This is a genomic window from Neorhizobium lilium (genome assembly GCF_004053875.1).
Lineage (GTDB): Bacteria > Pseudomonadota > Alphaproteobacteria > Rhizobiales > Rhizobiaceae > Neorhizobium > Neorhizobium lilii.
This window is the reverse complement of record NZ_SBIP01000004.1, coordinates 437,132-461,624: the sequence shown is the minus strand read 5'-3', so window position 1 is coordinate 461,624 and position 24,493 is coordinate 437,132. Positions and strand designations below refer to the sequence as shown.

The window sequence follows — 24,493 nt, the reverse complement described above, 5'->3', positions numbered from 1 at the left end:
AATGATCCGTTCAGTTGTTTGCGGCTATGGAGCCGCGCTCCCCAAGCGCGTGCTATCCAACCGCGAGTTGGAAGATATCGTCGATACATCCGATGAATGGATCGTGCAGCGCACGGGCATCCGGCAGCGCTATATTGCCGGAGACGACGAGACCACGGCATCGCTTGGCGAGCAGGCAGCCCGCGCGGCGCTCGACAATGCCGGGCTGACGCCCGACGATATCGATCTCATCGTGCTCGCCACCTCGACACCCAACAACACGTTTCCCGCCACCGCGGTCGAGATCCAGAACCGGCTTGGCATGAAGCATGGCTATGCCTTCGACATGCAGGCGGTTTGCACCGGTTTCGTCTATGCCATGGCAACGGCCGATCTGCATCTACGGGGCGGCATGGCCAAGCGCGCGCTGGTGATCGGCGCAGAGACCTTCTCCCGCATCCTGGACTGGAAGGACCGGACAACCTGCGTGCTCTTCGGCGATGGCGCCGGCGCTCTCATTCTGGAGGCGCAGGAAGGGCAGGGGGCGGTGTCCGACCGCGGCATTCTGGCCGCCCAACTGCGTTCCGACGGCTCGCATAGGGAAAAGCTCTATGTCGATGGCGGGCCATCGACCACGGGCACGGTCGGGCATTTGCGCATGGAGGGCCGCGAGGTCTTCAAGCACGCTGTCGGCATGATCACCGACGTTATCGAGGGCGTCTTTACGGCCACGGGAACGACGGCCGAGAACCTCGACTGGCTGGTGCCTCACCAGGCCAACCGGCGAATCATTGACGGTTCGGCAAAAAAGCTCGGGATTCCGCCGGAAAAGGTCGTGATCACCGTTGATATTCACGGCAATACGTCTGCCGCATCCATCCCGCTTGCTCTATCCGTTGCCTGCTCCGATGGGCGTATCAAGAAGGGCGATCTGGTGATGCTGGAAGCCATGGGCGGTGGCTTTACCTGGGGCGCCTTGCTCGTCCGCTGGTAGGCCGGCGCCTGTCCGGTCGAAAGCCAAATAAGCGACTAGAGACAGGTGCTTGACCCTTGCCCTCAACCAAAATACTCTTTGGCCGCTTTGAAGAGATAAATTTAAGAAATCGGGCGGGGATCATGGCCGGAAAGACAGTGACGCGCGCGGATCTGGCGGAATCGGTGTTTCGCAAGGTCGGGCTTTCCCGCACCGAATCGGCCGAGCTCGTCGAAACGGTGATCGATGAGATCTGCAACGCCATTGTGCGCGGCGAGGTCGTCAAACTGTCGTCTTTTGCGACCTTTCAGGTTCGCGCGAAGAACGAGCGCATCGGCCGCAACCCGAAGACCGGCGAGGAAGTGCCGATTTCCCCGCGTCGGGTCATGACATTCAAAGCCTCCAACGTACTAAAGCAGCGTATCCTCAAGGCCCATACATCCCGCAAAGCCAAGCAGAAGCCGGTCAGCCCGGTGAGTTGATCTCGCTGCCAAACTTTCTCCATTCCTGTGAACATACTTGAATCTCACGGTGCAAACCGTTGAGATATGTGCGATTCGTCGCATACTAGAGCATGTCGCGATCTTTTAGATTCGCTTCCACGCTTTAGTCTTCTGTTTTATCGCATGTCGTTGACGCAAACCGATACACGCTTTTTGCACGACATGCTTTAGCCGTAGCTGCCTTGCCTCGTTCGCGGCCGCGGAGGTTTCGCTGTTTGGAGAAAGACACTTGGACAAGAGCCCGGACGCTTTCCGCACGATCAGCGAGGTCGCCGACGATCTCAATCTGCCTCAGCATGTGCTTCGTTTCTGGGAAACCCGCTTCCAGCAGATCAGGCCGATGAAGCGGGGCGGCGGCCGCCGCTATTATCGCCCGGAAGACGTGGATCTGCTGAAGGGCATCCGGCATCTGCTCTACGACCATGGTTATACGATCAAGGGCGTACAGAAGCTTCTGAAGACGAACGGCAACAAGTTCGTATCGGCAATCGCTACGGGCGACATGGCAACCATGGAAGCCATCATGGCGGCCAATAACGAGAAGCATGTCGAGCCGGCTGTTGCGACCGTTGATGATGACCAGATCGTCGGCCGTCCGAAGGTAAAGGCGAGCGGCCGGTTCTTCGGGTTCGGCGCTGTCGGGGATGATGAGACACCGGAAGTCTCCATTGGTAAATCCAGCGTCGGCAAGGAAGACCGTGCCTTGCTTCAGGAAGCGCTTTTCGATCTGCTGGAATGCAAGCGGCTGCTCGACCAGGTGCGGTAACGTACGGATTCTCCTGCTCACCGGAATGTTACCGGCGGCTATGGCTCTCAAAGCGTCCGAAGTCGTTTAGCTCCACAGGAAACACTCTGAGGAGATAAAAATGAAGAAACTTGCCATCATCGCGGTGTCCGTCATGACGGCGTTCACGGGCGTATTGCCGGCCCAGGCCATGCCGCTTGCCAGCGCGCCCAAGGTCGAAACCCAGCAGACGGCGGACGTCCAGCAGGTGCAATACTGGCGCCACCGCGACGGCCGCTGGGGTGGAAACAGGGATAATTGGGGCGGAAACAGAGGCAGCTGGGGCCGTGATCGCCACGACTACAACGGCAACCGCTACTACCGCGATCGCTATTCCCGCCACCACCGTGGTTCGAATGCAGGTGCCATCATTGGTGGTTTGGCCGCGGGCGCAATTATCGGCGGCGCTCTGGCTCAGCCGCGTTACGCCGCTCCACGCCGTTATGTCGGCGGCAATTCCCATGTAGAGTGGTGCTATTCGCGCTATCGGTCCTATCGTGCCTCCGACAACACCTTCCAGCCGAACAATGGCCCGCGCCGTCAGTGCAACTCGCCTTATTGAGGAGCAATCGAAACTCCCTCTCGCGGAGTTGAAGCAGGGCTTTCGAGATTAGGCTAAAAGCGGCGGCGGATTGAGGGATTTTTCCCTTGCGCCGCCGTTGCCATGTCATTATGGAAGTCATGCTTCATCTGAAGCTGGTCGGGGCGTAGCGCAGCCCGGTAGCGCACTTGACTGGGGGTCAAGGGGTCGTCGGTTCAAATCCGGCCGCCCCGACCATTTAAATATTCGCAAAGCTCATCTTCTTCCCCCAGCGGCTCGATAGCCGAGAGGACGAGCCAAGACATCCGGCGTGACAATCCCGGCATTGTAAGGCGCCCCGCGTCGTGGTCCCTCGGCATTTTTTCAATCGACCTGCATACTCTGACGCAAGTGCTCTGCCCGATGGCCGGAGGATCACCTTTTCTTGCGGCCAAGCACGGCCACGGCCTCATCCGCTGCCCGAATGCCGCTCAGATAGGCGCCGTGCGCGGTAGAGAAGTAGCTCCGATGAGTCGCTTCGCCGGCAAAGAAGATGCGATCATCATAGGGTCGTGCAAGATTGCTCCGCGCTTCAGCCTCTCCCGGCAGGGCATGGCTGTAGGCGCCACGGATGGTCGCAGAATGCGCCCAGTCGGAGGCGATCAGCGGCCGTAAGCACCCTCGCACGGAAGAACCGAATAGTGCCACAAGCTGATCGATGGCATGCGCAAAGGCCGCATCGGTTCCCTCTGCCGCCGCCGCTCTTGCCCCGGCCCCGCCGAGATAGCATTCGATGACGTGGTAGCCGAAGGGGCGGATATAGTAGCTTCCCGTTGCTGCATCTTTGGGATCGCCAAGAACATGGGTCTCCGGCTCGAAGGTGTTGGAGCCAGTGATTTCGATAAACAGCTTTTCATTGTGACCGAGCGGCAGCCTTTTTGCAGCGTCCCGCCAGGCGTCGAGCTCGGAGGGCCAGCGGATTGTGTCGCTGGCAAGAACATTGGTAGAGGCCGTGAAGATAACGGCATGGGGACGCAGGTGCCCAACCGTGGTTTCCAAGCTTACGCGCGTATCGTTCAGATCGACGGCCACAAGCGGCGTGTCGAGATGAAGCTCCGTCTCTGCCGGAAGGCTTGAGGTGATGAGCGCACCGTAGCCTTGCGGCAGCCGCCAATTATTGTCGCTGGAGGCTTCGTCATAGGCGGAATAATCCTGTGCTGAAATCCTCTCCGTCTCGTCCCCATTGATGAAGCCGCTGATCGCCTGGATATAGGCTGTCCACGGACTTTGAAGGTCCAGCGCATCGGAGGCACGATCGCTGTGCGGAGGATGTTCGGCGAGCTGCCGGTTCCAGGCCTCGAAGGCCTCACCGGCGGCTTGCTGTTCCGCTGGCGAGAAGCCAAGATTTCGAAACTGACGACCCCAGGCGGAGGCGCGACGCTCCACGGGAAAGTTGGCCTGGTCGGCAATCCCGACCCACGGATTGTGCTCTGCTGTATGAAGCCAGCCGCAGCCGAGATCGAGAGGGCCAAGCGGCGTCGGATGGGTCCAGGCGCGTCCTCCCGTCCGTGCCAGCGCCTCGATTATCATGACTGAGAGCCCGGATCCGGCCAGGCGGCGTGCTGCGCCAATGCCTGCCGCGCCCGCGCCGATGATTACAATGTCCGGTTCTGACGTCATGGAAACCAGCCTGATAAACAAGTGGATCATGCACGGCAAAGCTCGTCGCGCAAGATCTTAGAACTCTCGGCTATCGGCCGCAGCCGATCCGGGCAACGATGCCCATAAACGAAAAAGCCCTGCCGGCAAGGACAGGGCTCTCGTTATTCATAGGATCGAGCTTCACATCTCGGGGCAGCCGCGACGGTTCGCAAAGGTGATGCGGTCGGGACCGTTACGGGTAAAGCCTTGGACGGTCACGCTACGATCGGTAACGCGGGTGACCTGCGGGCGCCGAAAGCCTTCGTCGCGAGCAGCTTCGCGGGCCTCTTCTGGGCTGCAACCGCCGCGGCGACGATCCCGGTCCATTTCACGGTCACGGTCGCGGATAACGGGGCGAACGCCGTCTGGACCGACCCGAAGCTGGAGGTCCTGAGCTGCAGCCGGGATGACCGAAGTGCCGACGGTGCCCGCTACAAAAGCGGCTGCCAGCACGGCCTTGGTGATGATTTTCAACATGAATTCCTCCTTCGCCAGTTACGAGTACCGGCACTGTAATTGTTTGACCCTTGCTCAACTCGATGAAGCTGCAAAGGTTCCTGTATAGTGGCCGCCTAGACTAAGGATCGTAACATTAGGACCAAAGTCTTACGTGGCGTTGTTTCCCAGGCGCGGCTCAACGAAAACGTGGAGCGCGGCTGGCATTCATCAGTAGTTCGTGTTCCGACGCGAAAGAACCCAAAAGTTTGAGCAGGCGCGACTCTTCCTCACCATCAAGCCGATAGCGCTTGGCAAAGTCCGTGACGCTCCAAACTTTCTTCAAGTTCTTGTCGCTCAGTTTGTCGATTGCGGCATGTGATGTCATAGTTGCCTCCCGTTTTATTTGCCCGCCCGATCATGCAAGTCATGTTCAGTAAAGAATTGTAAAACGAGATTATTAAAACAATCCCTATGCCATGATGTTGTCAGTTGCCTTCTACTTTTACTCCGTCTTGACCAATGCTGATATCGACACCCTTGGGCTTTGTTTGTTCATGGTAGACATAAAAGCCGAGACCAAGAACAACCACGAACAAGGCGCCGATAATAAAGTAGAGATTATTGGTACGTGCCACGCATTTACCCCTTTTGCGTACGATTTTCCGGCGAGAAAACGCCTTGATCGTCAAAGGGTTCCCGGCAACTCGAAAATATTTAGCCGTCGTTTGCGGAATTGAGGTTCTGCGGGCGAATACCTTCATCCTGGAGGGTCTGGCGCAGCCTCACGCCCGGTCCGGCGCCTGCATCTTCCTCGCCGGCACCGAGAAAGAGAACGCCTTTTGATTCCAGCAGTGTCCGCAGTCGTTCTATGACTTCAGGCTCCCCATGGACCTGGTCAGCTTCGGCCTCTTGTATTGCGTCGGCGGAGAGGCCGGATACGGATGCGATATCCTCTATGGAGAGGCCGAGAAGCGCGCGGGCGGCGCGAAGTTGGGGAGCGGTCAGCATAACGCTTGATCTGGAGCGCGATGGCATGAAGTCAAGCCGTTGTCGCCGGTCGTGTTGCGCCGGTCGCAAGGTTGCGTTGGTGCCGATGCTCCAGCGCTATGCCGCCCCATAGCATGCCGAGCAGCATGTAGAAATGGCGCCAGTGATCCGTATCGATCACATTGCCGATCATGGCGTGGCCGAGGATCAGCACCCAGGCAATCATCAGATATGGCTGCCACGGGCGCTCACGCAGCATGTAGCGGAAGCCGAACCACAAGGATGACCAGAGCATGATCTGGTAGGTTACGGCGCCCAGCCAGCCATACGTGGTGAGAGTCTTCAGCCAGATATTGTGCTCGTCCTCTCCGAAGATCTTGCCGAAAGCCATTGGGCCAAGGCCAAGCGGGCGTTCCATGGCCATCAGGAACCCAATCTTGTGCCGTTCGAAACGGCCGAGACGCGCCCCGTCGTAATCCTGCACCAGCTTTGCACGGTTGCTGAACAAGTCGGAAACCTGGGGGAACTGCAGAGCAATGGCCAGCACCAGGCCAAGAAAGAGAGCAGCGCCGATGGAGATCGCCAGAATTTTGAAACGGAAGGCTGTCGTGCGCTCTTTCAAAAGCATCACGATCACCAGCGCGACCCCGCCGAACACGAGAAGACCCCAGGCAGCACGCGAGAAAGACAGAAAGATGCCGAGCGCGAGTATTAGAATGCCGAGGATGAGAAGCGGCGTCTTGAGAAGCGGACCGGTCAGCATCCGGTAGAGAAGATAGAGAAGCGGCGCCACCAGATAAGGGCCGAAGACGTTCGGGTCTTGAAAAGCGCCCATGGCGCGATTGTAGCGCGTGAAGACATGCGCGCCGGGGAAGGCGTTGAAATATCCCAATATGCCGAGCAGGGCTGTGATGAGCGCGGCTATTACCCAGGCATGGAAGATCAGTTTGAGCCGCCGGCCGTCTGCTTCCACCACGGCGGCATAGAAGACGGCGCTTAACGCGAGAAAGGTGGAGACGGAGAAATACATCGGCGCATTGCTGACATCCTTCATGACGAACATGGAGAACAGGCCGCTGATATTGAAAACCAGCAGCATGACCATGAGGAACGCCACTGTGCGCGAGATTTTCAGGCCGAACAGAAACCACAGGCCGATTTGCGCGGCCATGATCAACTCGTAGGGCGCGGGCTCGGACATCACGAAACCAGACAGGAAGACACCCAGCCCGATCATGGCGCTGCCGAACAGGTGGAGCCCCGCCCGGCCCGGATTAAACGGCTTGCTGTGACTGTCGAGGGTGAGGCTCAATAGGCGTTGTCCGTATTGAGGAGCCTGATCGGCGTGAGGAACAGGATCTTGAGGTCGAAAAGCAGGGACCAGTTCTCGATATAGTCGAGGTCATAGGCAGTACGAGCGCGGATCTTGTCGTCCGAATCCAGCTCTCCGCGCAGGCCGTTGATCTGTGCCCAGCCGGTAACCCCGGGCTTGACCCGGTGGCGGGCAAAATAGCTTTCCACCACATCCACATATTTGCGTGTGCCCGTCTGCGCGCTGATCGCATGCGGGCGAGGCCCGACGAGCGAAAGCTGCCCGCGCAAAACGTTGAACAACTGCGGCAGTTCGTCGATGGAAGACTTGCGCAGGAAGCGGCCCACGGACGTCACGCGAGGGTCGCCCTTGGTGACGGCCTTGACCGCGGTCTGGTCGCTCATATGGGTGAACATCGAGCGGAACTTCAGGACTTCGATCACCTCGTTGTTGAAGCCGTGGCGTTTCTGGCGGAACAGGATCGGGCCCTTGGACGTGGCCTTTACCGCAATCGCAGCAGCCAGCATGATCGGCCATAGGAGCACGAGGGCGATCAGCGTGAACGCAATGTCGAATATGCGTTTGGCGACCGAATCCCAGTCCCGGATAGGCTTGTCGAAAATGTCGAACATCGGCACTTCGCCGACGTGGGAATAGGAGCGGGGGCGGAAGCGCAACTGGTTGGTATGGGCCGCCAGGCGGATATCGACCGGCAGCACCCAAAGTTTGCGCAGGAGCTGGAGGATGCGCTGCTCGGCCGAGGCGGGCAGGGCGATGATCAGCATGTCGATCCTCGCCAACCGGGAGAATTCCACCAGTTCCGCAAAGGTCCCAAGCTTGGGATAGCCGGCCACGACCGTGGGCGAGCGGTCGCTCCCCCGATCGTCAAAGATGCCGCAGATACGGATGTCGTTGTCCGGCTGCTGCTCCAGTTGCCGGACAAGATATTTTGCGGGCTCGCCACCGCCGACGATCACGGCGCGCCGTTCCATCACGCCATTGCGCGCCCAGTGGCGGATGGCGAGCGCCGTCAGCTGTCGCTCCGCAAACAGAAAGCCCGCGCCAATGAGAAACCAGATCGCCAGGCCAACCGGCGGATAGCTCGTGGCCGCCAAAAGGTAGAGACTGGCAACGGTCAGCACGAAGCCGATGGTCCACGCGGTGAGGACACGTTTTGCGGTGCGGCGTGCTGCTCTCAGGGAGGGGATCTGGTAGGTGTCCACCAACTGCAGCAGAAGCACGATCAGGGCAGTGCCTGTCGCGAGCAGCGCAAGGCGCGATAGAAAATCGCCCGGCGCTTCGCCTGAAATCAGCGTCTCCATGACCAGGCTGATGATCAGGAGGCAGCCGAACTCGAAGACCCTGAACTGGCCGATCAGTATGGTCGGCGAGCGGCTTATGGCGCGAAACTGCTCGGCAATCTGCCTCGCGAATGGGTTGAGCTCGCTTGCCGCGTCGGCCTGCTGCTCCCGTTCGCGGACCTCCGAAACCTTGCGGCGAAGGTCGTCGACGTCGAACTCGTCTGGCTTCCGGAGTTGGTTCATGCCATGACCCTTCGGCTTCCGGCCCCTCATGGGGAGGAAATCTGGTATCTGCAGTAGCAAAAATATGCTAAAGAAGCCTTTAGCGAGTAGGGCTGTCTTGCCCCTTGTCCAGCACATTTTGATACAGATCGAGCATGGACCGGGCCATGACCGAGGCGGAGAATACCGACCGGAACGCGTCCGGCTTCGGCATGTTGATCTCCCTCCACCGTGCGGTGGTCAGAGCCTCGATCATGATGCGGGCAAGGTCACCGGCATTGCCCGGCATCGCCAGTCCAGCGCTGCTTTCGCCCAAAACCTCCGGAATGCCGCCCACGCGTGACGCAATGACGGCCTTGCCTGCAGCAAGCGCCTCCAGGACGATATAGGGCATAGCCTCCGCGCGCGATGGAACGACGACGTTTTCGGCCATGGCGAAGCCGGTGCGCGCCGGCATGGCCGGCATCATCCTGATCCGCCGACCGAGCCCGCGCTCGGCCATCATCTCGACATAGCGGTCGCGATCGGGTCCATCGCCCACCATCAGCGCAGACAGAGGTCGTCCGATGGCCCGCTCCGCGAGCGCGAAGGCATCGATGAAGACATCCGGCCCTTTAAGGTCGCGCAGCATGCCGATATAGAGAAAGTCCGCCGCGTCCGGCGCCAGGGCTATCGGCTCGAACTCTGCGTCCTTGATGCCGTTGTAGATGACCTGGGTGACGGTTCGAGGCGCCCCGACTTTTTCCGCATAGGTGCGCCGCTCGTAATCGCAGACGAATACGATCGCATCTGCGAAACGCTCCTGCATCCGCTCCAGTCGCAGCACGACCTGCCCGGAAAGGCTGGCGCGGTTGAAGTGCAGGGTCCCGCCATGCGGGGAATAGAAGCGGGCTACGCGATACCTGTTTACCCGCAGGACTGAGCCGATGAGCCGGGCAACTGCGCCACCTTTGGCGCCATGCCCATGCAATACATCCGGCTGCAAGCTCCTTATGTGTTTATAGCTTCTATAGAGCGCCGTAAGATCTCCGGGACTTATGGAACGGTGCATGGGAAAACGTGTAAGGCCCAGCGAAAGCTGAGGTCTGATCTGATCGAATAGGCGCTCTTCGTGTTCGCCTCCGGTAGAACTGTCGCAGAGAATGCCGACTTCGTGTCCCGCGGCCCGATGCTCCTCCACCAGATCCCGCACATGGCGGAAAATGCCGCCGACGGGCGAGCGGAAGCAGTGAAGGATACGAAGAGGAGGAGCTTGGTGCATGTGGCGTCAGAACAGCCGCTCGCGCACATAGATCGTGTCGCCTGCCATGACGGGCGTCGCAATGATGCTGCGTCCGGTAATCACCTGTCCGTTGATCTTACGGGTAACGTCGATATCCTTCTGGTTGGCGCGCGAGGTGAAGCCGCCGGCAATCGCCACTGCATTCTGCGCCGTCATCCCCGGCACGTAGGAATATTGGCCCGGCCGACCTACTTCACCCATGACAAAGACCGGGCGATAGCGGTCGATCTCGATCGTTACATCGGGATCGCGCAGATAGCCCTGCTTCAGACGCGATGCGATAGCTCCCTCGAGAGCCGGCAAGGTCTGACCACGGGCGGCCACCTGGCCGACCAGCGGGAAGGCGATGTAGCCAGCCTGATCCACCGTATAGCTGTTGGTGAGTCCGGGTTGCTCGAACACGCTGATGCGCATCCGGTCGCCGCTGTCGAGCCGGTAGGGCTGGACGGCTGCCGCCACGAAGCTCCTTGGAGCGGGAGCATAGGATGTGCAACCGCCGAGTGCCATGGATGCACTCGCCAGCGCCAGTGCCAATAGATGTTTGGATCGGACGAAAGCCATTTTCGCTTTGGGGCTCCGGCTGGACATATCTGCAGCCGTTATCTGTCCGTTATGGTTAATGACGGGTAAAGGACTGCGAAAAAGAGGGTCGCAGGCAACCGGCGTCCTATTAACCGTCGGGTTACCATAAGCCTTTACCATCGCGCTCAAGAACAGTTGGAGCATGTCATGTCGAGCGTAAACGGCGGCCATCAGGATGTGGACATCGACCTCAGGCAAATTGCCTCGGCCGTCTGGCAGCGCCGCACGCGCATTCTCCTGGCTGGGGTTGCGGCCGCCGTTCTTTCCCTTGTCGGTGCGAGTCTGATCAAGCCGAGCTACAAAGGCGAGTCGCGACTACTGATTGAATCCCGCTCGCCGAACCTCGGAGCGGGCGGGAGTGCTGCGGCAGCAAACGATCCCGTTCTCGATTCCTTGAACATCACCAGCCAGGCGCAGCTTCTTCAATCCACTGATCTCATCAAGCGAGTGGCGCGGGACCTCAAGCTGGCGCAGCTGAAGGAGTTCGATCCGGCGGCGCAATCCCTGATCCCCGACCCTCTGGTCCTGATCGGTCTGAAGCAGGATCCGATGAAGCTCGATCCGGAAGATCGTGTCATCCAGGAGTTCCGCGACAAGCTGCAGGTCTATCCGGTCGAAAATTCGCGTGTCATCGCCATCGAATTCTCGTCGCATGATCCGAAGCTGGCTGCGGACATTCCGAACAAGATGGCGGATATCTATCTGGAGATCCAGAGCGGTGCCAAACTCGATACCCATTCCGACACGGCAAAATGGCTGGAACCGGAAATCGCAAACCTCACCCAGAAGGTGAAGGAGGCGGAAAAGAAGGTCGCCGACTACCGTACGTCCAACGGGTTGTTCCAGACGACCGAGACCAACAGTTTCTCGACCCAGCAGTTGAACGACATCTCGACGGAGCTCGCACGGGTGCGGGGCGAACGAGCGAACGCAGAAGCACGCGCTGAAAACGTTCGGGCAGCTTTGAAGGCTGGGCGCGACTCCGATACGCTCTCGGATGTCGTGGGCTCGCAGGTCATCCAGCGGCTGAAAGAAGCTGAGGCCAATCTGCAGGCACAGATAAACGACCAATCGACCGCGCTCATGGATGGTCATCCTCGCCTGAAGGGGCTGCGTGCCCAGCTGACGGGTATCAAGCAGCAGATCGGCATAGAAACGAAGAAGATCCTGTCAAGCCTCGACAACGAGGCGGAAATGTCGCGCATCCGGGAGCGCCAGTTGATCGGTCAGCTCAATGGGTTGAAGGCGGATTCCGCCAAAGCGGGTGAAGAGGAAGTCGGTCTGCGGGCACTGGAACGCGAAGCGGCGGCCCAGCGGCAGTTGCTTGAAACCTATCTCGCCCGTTATCGCGAGGCGACATCGAGGCTGGAAGGCAATTCAAGCCCGGCCGACGCCCGTATCGTGTCGAGCGCGGTCGAGCCGTCCGAACCATTTTTCCCAAAGGTCATCCCGATCGTCATCGTCGTTACGCTGGCAACGCTGATCGCGGGTTGCCTCGTGGTGATCGTGAGCGAGCTGTTCAGCGGTCGCGCCTTGCGCCCGACGCGTCCGCCCGAAGAGGAGACCGATCCTGAGCCAATGGTAGTGCCTGTCATGCCGGTCGCCGCTGCCGTTCCTGTGGCCGCTGCCACTCTGCCGGTCCATAAGATGCAGGCGGAGGCAGTCGGTTTCAGCCGTCCGGCGCCGGAGGTCCGGGATGACGCCGTTCCGGTTCGACCGAATGGCGTAGCCGCACGGGTTGACGAGCCGGTATCGGCCTCTGACGAGGAACCCTCGTTCAGCATTACGTCCGTTGCCCACTATTTGCATCGCCGGGCGGTTCCCGTCGCGATCGCAGTGTCGCCGACTGGTGACGAAGGCTCGACCATGACCGTGATGCTGGCGCGCGCCGTGGCAGAGCAAGGCAATACGGTTGTTCTAGTCGATATGACAGGCTCTGCCTGCCCGACCCGGCTGATGGCCGAGGATGAGAAACTGGCGGGCATTACCGATCTTCTCTGCGGGGATGCCGCGTTCGGCGAAGCCATCCACAGGGACAGGCTGTCGGAAGCACATATCGTGCCGCGTGGCGCGGCTGAGGCGACCCGCGCCATGCAGGGCGCCGACCGTCTGCCTATGATCATCGACGCCCTTGTGGATGCCTATGACGTAGTGATCATCGAGTGCGGACCGGCTGACACATCAAGCCTCTCGCGTCTGACCCGCAACGAGGATGCAGAAATTGTGCTTTCCGTTCCCTCCATCGAGGAAGACGACCTAGCAGATCTGGTGCTGGAATACGAGGATGCAGGTTACCGCAATATCCTGATCATGTCCGGCCCGGCCCCGGTGGGTGGTTCGAAGGCCGGGCGTAGGGCCGCTTAGAGGCGTGCGAAGCTAACTCCGTTTTCCGCCAGAGGAATTGTGCAAAGCTCCGGACCGCCAGCGCTGAAGCAGGGAATAAAGGCGAGGATTGCGCTTGACGGCGGCTTTGGCTTTGGTGGAGGCGATAAGCGCCGGCCGGGCAAGCGATCCCTTCCAACTGACCGGGATAAGGAGATCGTGCTGGATGGTTTCCTGGCTGCACCAGCTTCGCTTGTAAAGCTGGTCGCCGATACCGAAGTCGAAGATCGCGACGCCGTTATGGCAGCACTGCTCGATCATCAGCCAGAACAGCAGTTCGCCGGGGCTGGCATCTGCGGCTATGCTTTCGTCGATCGAGCTGAACAGGCAGATGACATGGTCGCCTTTTCGCGCGAGGCCGGCAATGGCAGCAATATGGCCGTCATGCGTGCCTTTGAGCCGGATTGCGTGCAGCGACAGCGGCATGTTGCTGTTTTCGGCAGGCACGTTCAGCAGGTTGTGGAAGAACTGCCGTGTCTCAGGCGAGGCAAAGACATCCGGCAGACCCAAACTAGTCAGCCGCTCGCCTTTTTGCCGGAAGAACAGCTCCAGCAGTGCATGGCTATCCTGTCCTGTCGCCACGATGTGCTCGAACCCGCCGATCGCCTCAAGTTTTCGCATCTGCGACCGGAATTTCTTCCGCCGGCCCTTGGCATTCAGTTGCGATAGCGTCGCCTCGAAATTGGGGAAGAGCGGCAGCTGGAAGGAACGGTTCTGGTTCTCAATGGTGGCAAGCCCTGCAAGCGGGTGAGCCGCTCCACGCCAGGAGAGTGGCACATTGTCCAGGGCTATCAAATCGGCGTGGCCGCGAAGCAAGTGTGCAAGCGAGACGGCGAAATTCTGCAGTTCTTCTGCATCGGGGACGGCGAGCATCGGGTCGAAGAGCCCGGTATTGATGTTGTTGAAGCGACCTCCCGGAAAACGGGCTACCTTTAGGCCGGTTTCAGTCGATACTTCCAATGGAAGAAGCAGCCAGGTTTCTCCGCCCGCCGTTCCTTGAACCAAAAATAGCTCCGTGTCTTGAGCGTCACACCAGGCTCGGCACCAGTCAAACCCCTGATGCAAAGACGTCCGGCCGGATTGCTCGAGCCGCCGCCATTCCTGCTCCAGCGCGCCGGGGGCCATTTCGAGGCGGATGTCGAGCGCGGAAAAGCCAACGGTCCGACCTTGCCGTTCCGTCTCCACCACCTCCGGGATCGGCTGCGCGTATAAGGCGTTCCGCTTTTGCATTCTTCTCCTCACGCGTTCTGCGCAGGACGCTAGGAAAGCAGAGCAAATATTCGGTTTAAAATGCCCACGGGAGGAGGAGAACACCGCAGGCTGGTTAACGCTGGGTAAAGTCACGAACGGGGTTTCGACCCGGCCATCCACTTGATGATCAGCATGGCTGGGAGGATCCAGAGCAGACCAGTCAAAAAGAAATAGAGCAGATGCACCCACCAGGGCGCAGTGCCAAGCAGCAGGGATGCGAAAGTAGTGGCGAGCAGGGCGTAGGCAATGACGATGACAATGATCAGGATCGTGCCGATGAAGCTTTTGATACCCGGAACCAAGACATTATCCTCCACCGCGACGGCATGCCGCAAAGCCGCGGGACTTGTTTTGCATGGGTTGATGGGGCAAATCAACGACCTGTAGCCAAATGCCCCGTTTTGGATGGCGCATCTTTGGCAGAAGCGGCAGGAGTAACCATGTCGGCGAGCGATGCTGTGATCATCGATGTCCTCAAGCAGACGACCCGGCGCGATCGTGACCGGCGTGCAGTACGCATCTGGCTTGGCGTCGTCGTCTTTACGCTCTTCTGTCTCGTGCTGGTCGGCGGCGCCACGAGGCTGACCGACTCTGGCCTCTCCATTACCGAGTGGAAGCCGATCCATGGCATCATTCCGCCGCTGAACGCGGCCGAATGGCAGGAGGAATTCGACCTTTACAAGCGTATCCCGCAATATCAGGAACTGAACAGCGGCATGACGGTGGGCGAATTCAAGTCCATCTTCTGGTGGGAATGGGCGCATCGCTTTCTGGCCCGTTCCATCGGTGTTGTCTTCGCACTGCCGCTTGCGTTTTTCTGGCTCACCGGCCGGATCGAGAAGCGTCTGCGCTGGCCGCTGGTCGGCGTTCTGGCGCTCGGTGGCCTTCAGGGTTTCATTGGCTGGTGGATGGTGTCGTCGGGGCTCACCAAGCTCACCAGTGTCTCCCAATATCGCCTGGCGACCCATCTCGTCATGGCCTGTCTGATTTTCGCGGCCTGTCTGTGGATATTGCGCGGGCTTTCGCCCCATACGAGCGATGCACCGCCGACACCGAAATCCTATCTGGCGGCAGGTGCCATTGCCGCTCTCACCCTCTTCCAGATCTATCTCGGAGCGCTGGTGGCGGGACTGGACGCGGGGCTGTCGTATAATACCTGGCCGCTGATGGACGGCAGCCTGCTTCCTGGCGACCTCTTCGTACGGCAGCCTTGGTGGATAAACCTTTTCGAAAACCCCAAGACGGTGCAGTTCGTGCACCGTTGCGGCGCCTATCTGCTTTGGACCGTCACCTTGGTTCACATGATTGTCTCGCTGAGGCTGGCGCCCCGTTCGACCCATGCCCGTCGTGCTGTCCTGCTGTTCCTGCTGGTGACGGTGCAGGCCATAATCGGCATTTCTACGCTGGTCATGCAGGTGCCGCTTCACCTGGCGCTGACGCACCAGGCGATGGCTCTGGTGGTGCTTGGCTTCGCCATCGCCCATTGGCGAGGCTTCTTCGGCGAATATCCGCCGGAGACTGAGATTCAGGTCAGGAGCTGAAGACTTTCTCTTCCAGTAACCGCTTGGCTGCATCAAGGAAGGCTCGGCGCTCGAAAGCGTCGCTTCCGTCCGACAGCGGATCGCCATTTTCGAGGGCCCAACTGATGGAAAGACCGGCATGGGCGATGGCATAGCGAAGGATTTTCTCCTCGCCGCAGCCGATCAGCGGTGCAAACAGGCGCACAAGCATGGCGATACGCGCCGGCTCGATGATGTCAGGAAAAGCCCCATCAGGATTGCCAAAGACATTGGCCACCTCATAGGCGGGGTCGCCAAGCAGTCCTTGCGGATCAATCGCCAGCCAACCACGACCGCCGCCGGAGATGATGTTCTCGTGGTGCAGGTCGCCGTGCAGCGGGCGGATGCCGCACTGGTTTTGGAGCAGACTCTCCACAATATCGGCGCACCAGCGAAGCGGTTCGGCCAGCGCCATAGCATCAGCGCCCGCCTGAAGAAAAAGTGCCCGGAAATGGTGACGCAGGGGCAAAAGACCCGACGGGACTTCTGCCTTGCACGCCGAATGCAGTTGTCCGACAATATCCGCAATGACGTGGCTGGCAGCGACGTCACCCATTGAAAGCCGCCATTCCCGCAGGGTCAGTACGCCCGCATCTTCCAGAAGGCATGCGGTTCCGGCCATCTCGATCAGTTGCACGGCGCCAGCGCCATTCCGCCACGTGAGAAAGTCAAAGCCAGGCAGTTCGTGCAGGCCTTCCGGTTTCAGCAGCTTGGCGATAGCCAAGGACCCGTCGCGCCGAACGACCCGGAAGACCCGGCTGGTTCGCGTATCCACAAGCAGATCGGCGCTGACGATTGCCCAGCGCGCTGCCAGGTCATGAGGAAAATCCGTCGCGCCGATACCGGTCACGCCGACAGCATCAGGTCCATGTTCTGGACGGCCGCACCTGATGCGCCCTTGCCGAGATTGTCGAGAAGCGCCACGAGATTGACGTGCGGACCGCCGGACGTGCCGAACACGAAGAGCTTCATCCGGTCCGTATCGACCAGTTCTTCCGCATCCACGCGTGAGAGCTTGGCGCTCTCTTCCAGCGGCACGACCGAAACGATGTCCTGTCCGGCATAGTGATCCACCAGCGCCCTGTGGATACCTTCGGTCGTTGTGCCGTCCTTGAGATCGTCAAGGAAAAGCGGCACCTGCACGATCATGCCTTGGGCGAAGCGTCCGACCGACGGCGAGAATAGCGGCGCCCGGTCGAGCAGGCCGTGCACCTTCATTTCAGGGACGTGCTTGTGCCTGAGGGGCAGGCCGTAGAGAAAATTGTTGGCGCTGATGGCGTCGTCCCGGGACTGGTCTTCCATCTGGCCGATCATCTGCTTGCCGCCGCCCGTATAGCCCGACACGGCGTTGACTGTGACGGGGTAGCCGTCCGGCAGAATGCCCGCCTCCCGCAACGGCCGGATGAGGCCGATCGCGCCGGTCGGATAGCAGCCAGGATTTGCGACATGGCGCGCCGAGCGGATCTTGTCGGCTTGCGCCTTGTCCAGTTCCGCAAAGCCGTAGGCCCAGGAGGGATCGATCCGGAAGGCGGTCGAGGTGTCGATGACCCGCACCTTGTTGTTTCCGGCAAGCATGCCGACCGCCTCGCGGGACGCATCGTCCGGCAGGCAGAGGATGGCGATGTCGGCGCTGTTGAGCAGATCTTCGCGCATGGCGGCATTGCGCCGCTCGGCTTCCGGGATGGACAGAAGCTCGACGTCGCGGCGATCGGCCATGCGGGTGCGGATCTGCAGTCCCGTGGTGCCGTGTTCGCCGTCGATGAAGATCTTTGCCGTCATTGCTCGTGTCCTATAAAAACCAATGGCTTGGATGAGTAACCGGAATCAGTATGCCAGTTGTTTGATTCAGAATGTTAACGGGTTGCGTGTCGCTCCGCGCGCAGCCCCAGCATATACATCGCGACCGTGGCAGCGGCAATGGCGGTGATATCGGCGTGGTCGTAGGCCGGTGCCACTTCCACCACGTCGGCGCCGCGGATATCGAGCCTCCCGAGCCGGCGCAGCACGGACAGGATCTTGGCGCTTGACGGGCCACCGGAAACGGGGGTGCCTGTGCCGGGCGCAAAGGCCGGATCCAGGCAATCTATGTCGAAGGTGAGGTAGGCCGGCCTATCCTCCACATGGTCGAGGATGAGCTTTGAGACCTCTGCAGCGGTCATCTCCTCAAGTTCATGGCCATAGACGAGCCGGATACCGAAATCCTCAGGCGCATGAGTGCGGATACCGATCTGGATCGAACGGGCCGGGTCGATAATGCCGTCCCGCACGGCGCGCGCCACGAAGGAGCCATGGTCGATGCGGCGGTTATCGTCGAACCACGTATCCTGATGCGCGTCGAACTGGACGAGCGCCAGCGGCCCATGGAGTGCCGCATGGGCCTTGAGCAGCGGCCATGTGATGAAATGGTCGCCGCCAAGCGTCAGCAAAAAGGCGCCGGCGCCGAGGATCGTTTTCGCCTGTGCTTCGATCGCGTCGGGCGTGCCCTGATGATTGCCGTAGTCCAGCAGGCAATCGCCATAGTCGATCACCGCCATCTCCGAGAAGAGGTCGCGCCCGAAGGGATATTGCGGATCGTTGTCGAAAATGGCCGATGCACGGCGGATTGTCTGCGGCCCGAAGCGCGCGCCGGGCCGGTTGGAGGTCGCCGCATCGAAGGGAATGCCCCAGACCACCGCATCCGCGCCATCGAGGTTTTTGGTAAACCGCCGCCGCATGAAGGAGAGCGCGCCGGCAAACGTCGGGTCGGTCGCAGCCGATGTCAGGCTCGTTGCCGTGAAGGCGTGATCGATGGTCTTGGACGGCATAAGCTTCTCCGGATACCCATGAAGCAGAGATGGCAGCAGCAATGTGGAAGCACAAACGAAAAAGGCGGAGCCGAAGCCCCGCCTTTTGAATTCCGAAGAACCCGAAGCGATTAACGCTTGGAGAACTGGAAGGAGCGGCGGGCCTTTGCCTTACCGTACTTCTTACGCTCGACAACGCGGCTGTCGCGGGTCAGGAAGCCACCCTTCTTGAGCACGGCGCGAAGGCTCGGCTCGAAATAGGTGAGGGCCTTGGACAGGCCGTGACGAACGGCACCGGCCTGGCCGGAAAGACCGCCGCCGGCAACGGTTGCGATGATGTCGAACTGACCACCGCGATTGGCGGCAATCAGAGGCTGCTGCAGGATCATCTGCAGGACCGGCCGCGCGAAATAGGCGGTGAAGTCGCGGCCGTTGATGATGACCTTGCCGGAGCCGGCCTTGATCCAGACGCGGGCGACAGCGTTCTTGCGCTTGCCGGTAGCATAGGAACGGCCCTGTGCATCGACCTTACGGACGTAGACAGGAGCCTGGGTTTCAGTCGCCGGAGCGAGGTCCTTCAGAGAGGAAAGATCGGCCATGATCAGGCGCTCCTTACGTTCTTCTTGTTCAGCGAAGCCACGTCGAGTGCGACAGGCTGCTGAGCTTCATGGGGATGGTTGGCGCCGGCGTAGACACGCAGGTTCTTCATCTGGCGACGACCGAGCGGGCCACGGGGAACCATGCGCTCGACAGCCTTCTCGACGACGCGTTCCGGAAAACGGCCTTCGATGATCTGGCGCGCAGTGCGCTCCTTGATGCCGCCCGGATAGCCGGTGTGCCAGTAGTACTTCTTGTCGGAATACTTTTTGCCGGTGAGTGCGACCTTCTCGGCATTGATGATGATGACGTTGTCGCCGTCATCGACGTGGGGTGTAAAGGTGGCCTTGTGCTTGCCGCGAAGACGGTTTGCAACGATGGTGGCGAGGCGACCGACAACGAGCCCTTCGGCATCGATGATCACCCACTTCTTCTCCACCTCTGCGGGCTTCTGAACGAAGGTTGACATGTTATCTCTTTCGCTTGGACCCAAGGCATCCGGACCCGGCTGCAAGGGCGTTTCTTGTTGCTTGAATTGCCGGCATGCCGACAAAAAAGAAAGCGGGCCTCAAGAGGTCCGCGATCTCTGGTGGCTTATACAAATCGGTCTTGGTCCAGTCAAGGAGGCGTATCGGACAAGATGGAAAAATAATGTATTAAAAACAATAACTTAAATATGTGGTTATATAATACCACAAAATTCCAGCGGCGCTGAGGGCTGGTTTGGCGGAAACCACGCCGTATGTGTCGAACAGCATAGGCATGGTGATCTGGCATGCCAGTCACTAAGTCAGACGGACAACAGCATCTGAGGAGATCAGGATGAACCACGACAGCTACGACCGCGACTATATCGCGACTATCCTGAAGACGACCAAGACTATCGCGCTGCTCGGCGCGTCCCCGAACCCCGATCGCCCCAGCAACCGCGTCATGAGCTTCCTTCTGTCGAAGGGTTATCAGGTCTTTCCCGTCAATCCGGGCCAGGCGGGCAAGCAGATCCTTGGCCAGACAGTCTATTCGCGGCTGGCGGATGTGCCGCAGCCTGTGGATATGGTGGATGTCTTCCGGGCGGCGGAATTTCTGGATGGCATAGTTGGTGAGGCGCTGGCGCTCGAAACGCCGCCCAAGGTGATTTGGGGACAGCTCGGCGTGCGTGACGACGTGGCCGCAGCCAAGGCCGAAGCAGCTAGGCTCAAAGTTGTGATGGACCGCTGCCCGGCCATCGAATACCCGCGCCTAATGGCCTAAGCCAAGCGTCCAGGCCGATTATATCCAGCCAAAGCTGGGCGATATTTCTTCCGGCAACGGCCAGGAGGAACGATATTGCTTGATCGCGCTCGGTCGTCACTGTTTCTTGAAGGGATTGAGTTCAAGGCAGGGAGGACATCATGCCGAACCAACAACCAGGTTTTTCGACGCTTGCAGTTCACGCAGGCGCAGCACCCGATCCCACCACTGGGGCCCGCGCGACGCCCATCTACCAGACAACCTCATTCGTTTTCGAAAATGCCGATCATGCCGCAGCGCTCTTCGGTCTGCAGCAGTTCGGCAATATCTATACCCGCATCACGAACCCCACCCAGGCGGTACTCGAGGAGCGGGTGGCTGCACTTGAGGGCGGAGCGGCAGCGCTGGCCGTTGCCTCAGGCCACGCGGCCCAGCTTCTTGCCTTCAATGCGATCATGCAGCCCGGCGACAATTTTGTTGCAGCCCGAAAGCTCTATGGCGGCTCGATCAACCAGTTCGGGCATGCCTTCAAGAACTTCGACTGGCATGTGCGTTGGGCCGACACCGCAAATACCGCGAGCTTCGAGGCCGGGATCGATGAGCGAACGCGCGCCATCTTCATCGAAAGCCTGGCCAATCCGGGCGGAACCTTTGTCGATATTGCCGCCATCGCCGAGGTCGCGCATCGACACGGCCTGCCTCTCATCGTCGACAACACCATGGCAAGTCCCTATCTTGTTCGGCCGCTGGAGCACGGGGCTGATATCGTCATCCACTCGCTGACCAAATTCCTCGGCGGCCACGGCAATTCCATGGGCGGCATTATTGTCGATGGCGGCACATTTGACTGGTCTGCCTCCGGCAATTACCCAGCCCTGTCGCAACCACGCCCGGAATATGGCGGTGTCGTTCTGCACCAGGCCTTCGGCAATATCGCCTTTGCCATCGCCACCCGCGTTCTCGGTCTGCGCGACCTTGGTCCGGCAATTTCGCCCTTCAACGCCTTCATGATCCTGACCGGTATAGAAACGCTGCCGCTCCGAATGCAGAAGCACAGCGAAAATGCTCTTGCCGTCGCAAATTGGCTGAAGGGTCACCCCAAGGTCGGCTGGGTCAGCTACGCAGGCCTGGAAGACGATCCGAACTACGAGTTGCAGCAGCGTTACTCACCGAAAGGCGCGGGGGCTGTCTTCACCTTCGGGCTGAAGGGCGGCTATGAGGCGGGCAAGACGTTTGTCGAAAGCCTTCAGCTTTTCTCGCATCTGGCCAATATCGGCGACACGCGCTCGCTCGTCATCCATCCGGCGTCCACCACGCACAGGCAGTTGACGGAAGACCAGCTGGTAGCGGCCGGCGCGGGTCCCGACGTGGTGCGCCTTTCCGTTGGCATAGAGGATGCCGCGGACATCATCGCCGACCTCGATCAGGCGCTGTCGAAAGTCTGACCGCGTCATTATTTCGTAGCATTCCGATGTTTCATCGCCCTTGTCTTGAACCGCCAGCGCGGAACGAGGCGAGGGCGAAACCGTTCACGCGGATGCGTCCAGCAAGCACATGCGGCGAGGCATGACCGAAATGAAGAAGGAGTTGAGCGTGAAGGCCGAGCCCGACTTTCCCCGCAACAGCGGCAATGCGGCAGACGCGGGTAAGGAGGCCCACGACAACACCCTCGACAAAAGACCGCCCTCGGTTATCGAGCTCTTCCGCTCGGTAGAGACCTCGTCGAATGAGGAGCGCATCACGATCGGCGATCTTCTTCATGGCATGGAAGACCGTGCCGCCGCGGCTCTTATCCTCATTTTCGCTCTTCCTAATGCCTTGCCGACGCCACCCGGCACCTCGACCGTGCTCGGCATCCCTTTGCTCTTTCTTTGCACGCAGTTCGCTGTGGGATGGCCGGTCTGGCTGCCGCGTTTCATCACCGACAGATCGATGAAGAGGGCCGATTTTTCGGCACTTCTGACGAAAGCGGAGCCCTGGCTGGCGAAAGCCGAGCGTTTCCTTAAGCCGCGGCTTAGCGTCCTGACGAGCTATGCCGCCGAGAGACTGCTCGGCACTCTATGGCTCATCCTTGCGATCGTTTTGGTCCTGCCGATCCCGCTCGGCAATATGCCGCCCGCGGTCTCGCTCTGCATCATGGCACTGGGGCTTCTGGCGGCGGACGGGATCTTCATCATCCTGGGTGTGTTGGCAGCGATCGCCTCCCTCGTTCTCGCGTCCAGCGTCGTCTTCGGCGTACTTGCTGCAGGGGCGGCGTTCATAGGGCGCTTCTTTAGCTAGTTGCGGCTGTGGGATTGCGAAGGTAGCCTCACGTATCCACCTGGCGGAGACGACATATGAGCAATTGGATCACCTTCGACACGACGACCATGGCGCCGGAAGAGGGCGCGCCGGCCGAGGACCGGCTGATCTCCGGCAATCCGACCTTTAAGACCTGGAATTTCGAAGAGGCGAAAGGCGCTCTCTATGCCGGCATATGGGAAGCGACCCCTGGAAGCTGGCTCATTTCTTATGACGAATGGGAATATTTCCGGATCGTCTCCGGCTATTCCATCGTCACGGAAGAAGGTGGAGAAGGCGTGCATCTGCGCGCTGGTGACAGCATGATCCTGAGGCCGGGCTTCAAGGGAAGCTGGGAAGTGGTTGAAACGACTCGCAAGGATTACGTCATCCGCTTGTAGCGCTATTGATCTTGCTTGCGCGAAAAGGCCTGCGTAAATTCTGATGAAGAGATGAAGGCGAGCGTCCGGCGCAGTTCTTCGGCTTGTTCTCTCCCGAACGCCTCGTCGAACCTGTTCTGCGCTTGCTGCCAGAGCGCCAGCAGTTCCCTTTGCTTGGCAACACCAGCCGCCGTGAGCCTGACGCGCTTGGCGCGGCGGTCCTGTTCGTCTGGCACAAGCTCCACCAGACCGTCCCGAATCAGCGGCTTCAGCGTATGGCCAAGCGCGGAAAGATCCATGACCATGGCCTTTGCCAGCCTCTTCAGGGTCGGCTCCTCGGACCGGACGATCTGTGTCATCAACGAAAACTGCGTTCCCTTCAGCCCGGTCTCGCCCATGGCATCATCATAGAGCTGGCCGAGACGGCGCGCCGCGCGGCGCACTGCACTGTTGCTGCAATCGAGCCAGACGCCATCTTCCGTAGTGGGTTCGTCTTCAGTCATCTGGATCATCTCCTGCCGCCATGGGTGGATACTCGATAAAATGATTTTGCAGAGCCCTCTTGCGCCGTCAAATCCGCTCTCGCATATATAGTGGTATATACCAGTAAATCAAAGGAGATGAAAACATGGCTTCCAAATCTTCCACTTCCGGCACTGCCCTTGTCACCGGCGCCTCTTCGGGCATCGGTGCCACCTATGCCGACCGCTTGGCCAGCCGCGGCTACGACCTCATTCTTGTCGCCCGCGACAAGGCCCGCCTTGAGGAAGCGGCTGCCTTGCTTACTGCAAAATATGGCGTGAAGGCTGAGGTCCTGGCGGCCGACCTGACGGATCGCGCGGACGTGCTGAAAGTTGAGCAGCGGCTGCGTGACGATGGGGCGATTACGCTTCTGGTCAACAATGCCGGCATCGGCCCGCAGGGACCGCTCCTGACGGCGGATCTCGATTATCTCGACCGGATGGTGGACCTCAACGTGTTTGCAGCAAACCGATTGGCCGTCGCCGCGGCGCAGGTGTTTGCCGCGAGGGGCAGTGGCGCGATCATCAACACCGCGTCTGTCGTGGCGCTAGCGCCGCATTTCTTCAGCGGCACCTATGTGGCCTCGAAGGCCTTCGTGCTCTCCTTGACGGAAGCGCTGGCCGGTGAACTGAAGGACAAGGGCGTGCGCATCCAGGCGGTTCTTCCGGGGCTTACCCGCACGGAGATTTTTGACCGCGCCGGTGGCTCGATGGACGGGCTCGATCCGGAACGCGTCATGGATGTCGGCGACATGGTGGATGCGGCTTTGGCTGGTTTCGACCAGGGCGAACTGGTGACCATCCCCTCGCTGGCCAATGCCGGCCTTTACCAGGCCTATGAGACAGCCCGGGGCGCCTTGGCACCACATCTGTCGCTCAGGATGCCGGCACCGCGCTATAACAAAGCGTAAGCGCAACATGGGGCG

Annotated in this window: 28 protein-coding genes and 1 tRNA gene; 12 read left to right on the top strand and 17 right to left on the bottom strand. The window is 60.0% G+C overall.

The features are described 5' to 3' along the window. Position 1 precedes the first annotated feature (1 nt). The 5 genes from EPK99_RS19150 to EPK99_RS19130 all read left to right on the top strand — a co-directional run bounded on the left by EPK99_RS19150 (position 2) and on the right by EPK99_RS19130 (position 3,017). Positions 2–973 (top strand): beta-ketoacyl-ACP synthase III, encoded by a 972-nt coding sequence (locus EPK99_RS19150; RefSeq protein ID WP_128444679.1) that lies wholly within the window; start codon positions 2–4, stop codon positions 971–973. A gap of 122 nt (positions 974–1,095) precedes the next feature. Continuing rightward, the gene (locus tag EPK99_RS19145) at positions 1,096–1,434 is read left to right on the top strand and encodes an integration host factor subunit alpha (RefSeq protein ID WP_128444678.1); all 339 of its coding nucleotides are present in this window, start codon (positions 1,096–1,098) and stop codon (positions 1,432–1,434) included. A gap of 250 nt (positions 1,435–1,684) precedes the next feature. Next, entirely contained in the window at positions 1,685–2,221 is a 537-nt protein-coding gene (locus EPK99_RS19140) for a MerR family transcriptional regulator (protein ID WP_128444677.1), read from the top strand. A gap of 100 nt (positions 2,222–2,321) precedes the next feature. Next, the gene (locus tag EPK99_RS19135; protein WP_128444676.1) at positions 2,322–2,801 is read left to right on the top strand and encodes a BA14K family protein; all 480 of its coding nucleotides are present in this window, start codon (positions 2,322–2,324) and stop codon (positions 2,799–2,801) included. Between the two features lie 139 nt (positions 2,802–2,940). Continuing rightward, positions 2,941–3,017: transfer RNA gene (locus tag EPK99_RS19130), tRNA-Pro, on the top strand. A gap of 177 nt (positions 3,018–3,194) precedes the next feature. Here the strand turns inward: EPK99_RS19130 and EPK99_RS19125 are convergent. The 9 genes from EPK99_RS19125 to EPK99_RS19090 form a co-directional block, all read right to left on the bottom strand. Further along, positions 3,195–4,439: a flavin monoamine oxidase family protein gene (locus tag EPK99_RS19125; protein ID WP_128444675.1), complete on the bottom strand. Its 1,245-nt coding sequence runs from the start codon at positions 4,437–4,439 to the stop codon at positions 3,195–3,197. A 162-nt stretch (positions 4,440–4,601) separates the two neighbouring features. After that, positions 4,602–4,937: a hypothetical protein gene (locus EPK99_RS19120; RefSeq protein ID WP_128444674.1), complete on the bottom strand. Its 336-nt coding sequence runs from the start codon at positions 4,935–4,937 to the stop codon at positions 4,602–4,604. Between the two features lie 157 nt (positions 4,938–5,094). Further along, positions 5,095–5,283, bottom strand: a complete 189-nt coding sequence (locus EPK99_RS19115) for a hypothetical protein (RefSeq protein ID WP_128444673.1) — start codon at positions 5,281–5,283, stop codon at positions 5,095–5,097. Positions 5,284–5,383: 100 nt separating this feature from the next. Continuing rightward, positions 5,384–5,533, bottom strand: a complete 150-nt coding sequence (locus EPK99_RS25350) for a hypothetical protein (protein ID WP_164901818.1) — start codon at positions 5,531–5,533, stop codon at positions 5,384–5,386. Positions 5,534–5,612: 79 nt separating this feature from the next. Continuing rightward, positions 5,613–5,906, bottom strand: coding sequence for a helix-turn-helix domain-containing protein (locus EPK99_RS19110; protein WP_128444672.1), 294 nt, complete (start codon positions 5,904–5,906; stop codon positions 5,613–5,615). A gap of 31 nt (positions 5,907–5,937) precedes the next feature. Beyond that, positions 5,938–7,197, bottom strand: coding sequence for an O-antigen ligase family protein (locus EPK99_RS19105; RefSeq protein WP_245582487.1), 1,260 nt, complete (start codon positions 7,195–7,197; stop codon positions 5,938–5,940). After that, positions 7,194–8,741, bottom strand: coding sequence for an undecaprenyl-phosphate glucose phosphotransferase (locus tag EPK99_RS19100; RefSeq protein ID WP_128444671.1), 1,548 nt, complete (start codon positions 8,739–8,741; stop codon positions 7,194–7,196). The genes EPK99_RS19105 and EPK99_RS19100 overlap by 4 nt, the downstream gene beginning before the upstream one ends. Positions 8,742–8,820: 79 nt before the next feature. Further along, a complete protein-coding gene (locus EPK99_RS19095; protein ID WP_128444670.1) occupies positions 8,821–9,981 on the bottom strand; it encodes a glycosyltransferase family 4 protein in 1,161 nt (386 codons plus the stop codon). Positions 9,982–9,987: 6 nt separating this feature from the next. Beyond that, positions 9,988–10,563, bottom strand: coding sequence for a polysaccharide biosynthesis/export family protein (locus tag EPK99_RS19090; RefSeq protein ID WP_128444669.1), 576 nt, complete (start codon positions 10,561–10,563; stop codon positions 9,988–9,990). Positions 10,564–10,731: 168 nt separating this feature from the next. Here EPK99_RS19090 and EPK99_RS19085 point away from each other — a divergent pair, with 168 nt between their 5' ends. Then, complete coding sequence (locus tag EPK99_RS19085) at positions 10,732–12,948, top strand: GumC family protein (RefSeq protein ID WP_128444668.1); 2,217 nt, start codon at positions 10,732–10,734, stop codon at positions 12,946–12,948. 12 nt (positions 12,949–12,960) lie between these two features. Here EPK99_RS19085 and EPK99_RS19080 read toward each other — a convergent pair whose 3' ends face one another. Together EPK99_RS19080 and EPK99_RS19075 are read right to left on the bottom strand one after the other, a co-directional pair. Beyond that, a complete protein-coding gene (locus EPK99_RS19080; RefSeq protein WP_128444667.1) occupies positions 12,961–14,196 on the bottom strand; it encodes a GNAT family N-acetyltransferase in 1,236 nt (411 codons plus the stop codon). A 110-nt stretch (positions 14,197–14,306) separates the two neighbouring features. Then, positions 14,307–14,519, bottom strand: a complete 213-nt coding sequence (locus EPK99_RS19075; protein WP_128444666.1) for a DUF2842 domain-containing protein — start codon at positions 14,517–14,519, stop codon at positions 14,307–14,309. A gap of 138 nt (positions 14,520–14,657) precedes the next feature. On the opposite strand from EPK99_RS19075, the gene EPK99_RS19070 reads away from it, so the two are divergent. Continuing rightward, positions 14,658–15,758 (top strand): COX15/CtaA family protein, encoded by a 1,101-nt coding sequence (locus tag EPK99_RS19070; RefSeq protein ID WP_128444665.1) that lies wholly within the window; start codon positions 14,658–14,660, stop codon positions 15,756–15,758. On the opposite strand, the gene EPK99_RS19065 is transcribed toward EPK99_RS19070, so the two are convergent. The 5 genes from EPK99_RS19065 to rplM form a co-directional block, all read right to left on the bottom strand. Continuing rightward, positions 15,748–16,626, bottom strand: a complete 879-nt coding sequence (locus EPK99_RS19065) for an aminoglycoside phosphotransferase family protein (RefSeq protein WP_164901817.1) — start codon at positions 16,624–16,626, stop codon at positions 15,748–15,750. The two genes, EPK99_RS19070 and EPK99_RS19065, sit on opposite strands and share 11 nt — an antisense overlap. Continuing rightward, positions 16,623–17,555, bottom strand: a complete 933-nt coding sequence (argC, locus tag EPK99_RS19060) for an N-acetyl-gamma-glutamyl-phosphate reductase (RefSeq protein WP_128444663.1) — start codon at positions 17,553–17,555, stop codon at positions 16,623–16,625. Before argC ends, EPK99_RS19065 begins: the two co-directional genes overlap by 4 nt. A gap of 74 nt (positions 17,556–17,629) precedes the next feature. Then, the gene (gene speB, locus EPK99_RS19055; RefSeq protein WP_128444662.1) at positions 17,630–18,580 is read right to left on the bottom strand and encodes an agmatinase; all 951 of its coding nucleotides are present in this window, start codon (positions 18,578–18,580) and stop codon (positions 17,630–17,632) included. A 110-nt stretch (positions 18,581–18,690) separates the two neighbouring features. Then, a complete protein-coding gene (gene rpsI, locus EPK99_RS19050) occupies positions 18,691–19,158 on the bottom strand; it encodes a 30S ribosomal protein S9 (RefSeq protein WP_128444661.1) in 468 nt (155 codons plus the stop codon). 2 nt (positions 19,159–19,160) lie between these two features. Next, positions 19,161–19,625 (bottom strand): 50S ribosomal protein L13, encoded by a 465-nt coding sequence (rplM, locus tag EPK99_RS19045; protein WP_128444660.1) that lies wholly within the window; start codon positions 19,623–19,625, stop codon positions 19,161–19,163. Positions 19,626–19,978: 353 nt separating this feature from the next. On the opposite strand from rplM, the gene EPK99_RS19040 reads away from it, so the two are divergent. From EPK99_RS19040 to EPK99_RS19025, 4 genes are all read left to right on the top strand, one after another. Further along, positions 19,979–20,407, top strand: coding sequence for a CoA-binding protein (locus EPK99_RS19040; RefSeq protein ID WP_128444659.1), 429 nt, complete (start codon positions 19,979–19,981; stop codon positions 20,405–20,407). Between the two features lie 140 nt (positions 20,408–20,547). Further along, the gene (locus EPK99_RS19035; protein ID WP_128444658.1) at positions 20,548–21,831 is read left to right on the top strand and encodes an O-acetylhomoserine aminocarboxypropyltransferase; all 1,284 of its coding nucleotides are present in this window, start codon (positions 20,548–20,550) and stop codon (positions 21,829–21,831) included. 121 nt (positions 21,832–21,952) lie between these two features. Next, entirely contained in the window at positions 21,953–22,666 is a 714-nt protein-coding gene (locus EPK99_RS19030) for an exopolysaccharide biosynthesis protein (protein WP_245582486.1), read from the top strand. Between the two features lie 56 nt (positions 22,667–22,722). Then, positions 22,723–23,067 (top strand): cupin domain-containing protein, encoded by a 345-nt coding sequence (locus tag EPK99_RS19025; RefSeq protein WP_128444657.1) that lies wholly within the window; start codon positions 22,723–22,725, stop codon positions 23,065–23,067. Positions 23,068–23,069: 2 nt separating this feature from the next. Here the strand turns inward: EPK99_RS19025 and EPK99_RS19020 are convergent, their stop codons facing one another. Beyond that, on the bottom strand, positions 23,070–23,549 hold the full coding sequence (locus tag EPK99_RS19020; protein WP_128444656.1) for a MarR family winged helix-turn-helix transcriptional regulator: 480 nt from the start codon (positions 23,547–23,549) through the stop codon (positions 23,070–23,072). A 125-nt stretch (positions 23,550–23,674) separates the two neighbouring features. Between EPK99_RS19020 and EPK99_RS19015 the strand changes: the two genes are divergently transcribed. Then, positions 23,675–24,478, top strand: a complete 804-nt coding sequence (locus EPK99_RS19015; protein WP_128444655.1) for an SDR family NAD(P)-dependent oxidoreductase — start codon at positions 23,675–23,677, stop codon at positions 24,476–24,478. Positions 24,479–24,493 lie beyond the last annotated feature (15 nt).

What these genes read in the sequence shown, in the direction of transcription:
- rpsI (WP_128444661.1), bottom strand. Translation starts at nt 19,158, where the DNA reads ATGGCCGATCTTTCCTCTCTGAAGGACCTCGCTCCGGCGACTGAAACC.
- EPK99_RS19090 (WP_128444669.1), bottom strand. Translation starts at nt 10,563, where the DNA reads ATGGCTTTCGTCCGATCCAAACATCTATTGGCACTGGCGCTGGCGAGT.
- EPK99_RS19035 (WP_128444658.1), top strand. Translation starts at nt 20,548, where the DNA reads ATGCCGAACCAACAACCAGGTTTTTCGACGCTTGCAGTTCACGCAGGC.
- EPK99_RS19110 (WP_128444672.1), bottom strand. Translation starts at nt 5,906, where the DNA reads ATGCTGACCGCTCCCCAACTTCGCGCCGCCCGCGCGCTTCTCGGCCTC.
- EPK99_RS19070 (WP_128444665.1), top strand. Translation starts at nt 14,658, where the DNA reads ATGTCGGCGAGCGATGCTGTGATCATCGATGTCCTCAAGCAGACGACC.
- rplM (WP_128444660.1), bottom strand. Translation starts at nt 19,625, where the DNA reads ATGTCAACCTTCGTTCAGAAGCCCGCAGAGGTGGAGAAGAAGTGGGTG.
- EPK99_RS19120 (WP_128444674.1), bottom strand. Translation starts at nt 4,937, where the DNA reads ATGTTGAAAATCATCACCAAGGCCGTGCTGGCAGCCGCTTTTGTAGCG.
- EPK99_RS19095 (WP_128444670.1), bottom strand. Translation starts at nt 9,981, where the DNA reads ATGCACCAAGCTCCTCCTCTTCGTATCCTTCACTGCTTCCGCTCGCCC.
- EPK99_RS19040 (WP_128444659.1), top strand. Translation starts at nt 19,979, where the DNA reads ATGAACCACGACAGCTACGACCGCGACTATATCGCGACTATCCTGAAG.
- EPK99_RS19025 (WP_128444657.1), top strand. Translation starts at nt 22,723, where the DNA reads ATGAGCAATTGGATCACCTTCGACACGACGACCATGGCGCCGGAAGAG.
- EPK99_RS19100 (WP_128444671.1), bottom strand. Translation starts at nt 8,741, where the DNA reads ATGAACCAACTCCGGAAGCCAGACGAGTTCGACGTCGACGACCTTCGC.
- EPK99_RS19085 (WP_128444668.1), top strand. Translation starts at nt 10,732, where the DNA reads ATGTCGAGCGTAAACGGCGGCCATCAGGATGTGGACATCGACCTCAGG.
- EPK99_RS19145 (WP_128444678.1), top strand. Translation starts at nt 1,096, where the DNA reads ATGGCCGGAAAGACAGTGACGCGCGCGGATCTGGCGGAATCGGTGTTT.
- EPK99_RS19115 (WP_128444673.1), bottom strand. Translation starts at nt 5,283, where the DNA reads ATGACATCACATGCCGCAATCGACAAACTGAGCGACAAGAACTTGAAG.
- argC (WP_128444663.1), bottom strand. Translation starts at nt 17,555, where the DNA reads ATGACGGCAAAGATCTTCATCGACGGCGAACACGGCACCACGGGACTG.
- EPK99_RS19030 (WP_245582486.1), top strand. Translation starts at nt 21,953, where the DNA reads ATGACCGAAATGAAGAAGGAGTTGAGCGTGAAGGCCGAGCCCGACTTT.
- EPK99_RS19080 (WP_128444667.1), bottom strand. Translation starts at nt 14,196, where the DNA reads ATGCAAAAGCGGAACGCCTTATACGCGCAGCCGATCCCGGAGGTGGTG.
- EPK99_RS19135 (WP_128444676.1), top strand. Translation starts at nt 2,322, where the DNA reads ATGAAGAAACTTGCCATCATCGCGGTGTCCGTCATGACGGCGTTCACG.
- EPK99_RS19020 (WP_128444656.1), bottom strand. Translation starts at nt 23,549, where the DNA reads ATGACTGAAGACGAACCCACTACGGAAGATGGCGTCTGGCTCGATTGC.
- speB (WP_128444662.1), bottom strand. Translation starts at nt 18,580, where the DNA reads ATGCCGTCCAAGACCATCGATCACGCCTTCACGGCAACGAGCCTGACA.
- EPK99_RS19125 (WP_128444675.1), bottom strand. Translation starts at nt 4,439, where the DNA reads ATGACGTCAGAACCGGACATTGTAATCATCGGCGCGGGCGCGGCAGGC.
- EPK99_RS19150 (WP_128444679.1), top strand. Translation starts at nt 2, where the DNA reads ATGATCCGTTCAGTTGTTTGCGGCTATGGAGCCGCGCTCCCCAAGCGC.
- EPK99_RS19015 (WP_128444655.1), top strand. Translation starts at nt 23,675, where the DNA reads ATGGCTTCCAAATCTTCCACTTCCGGCACTGCCCTTGTCACCGGCGCC.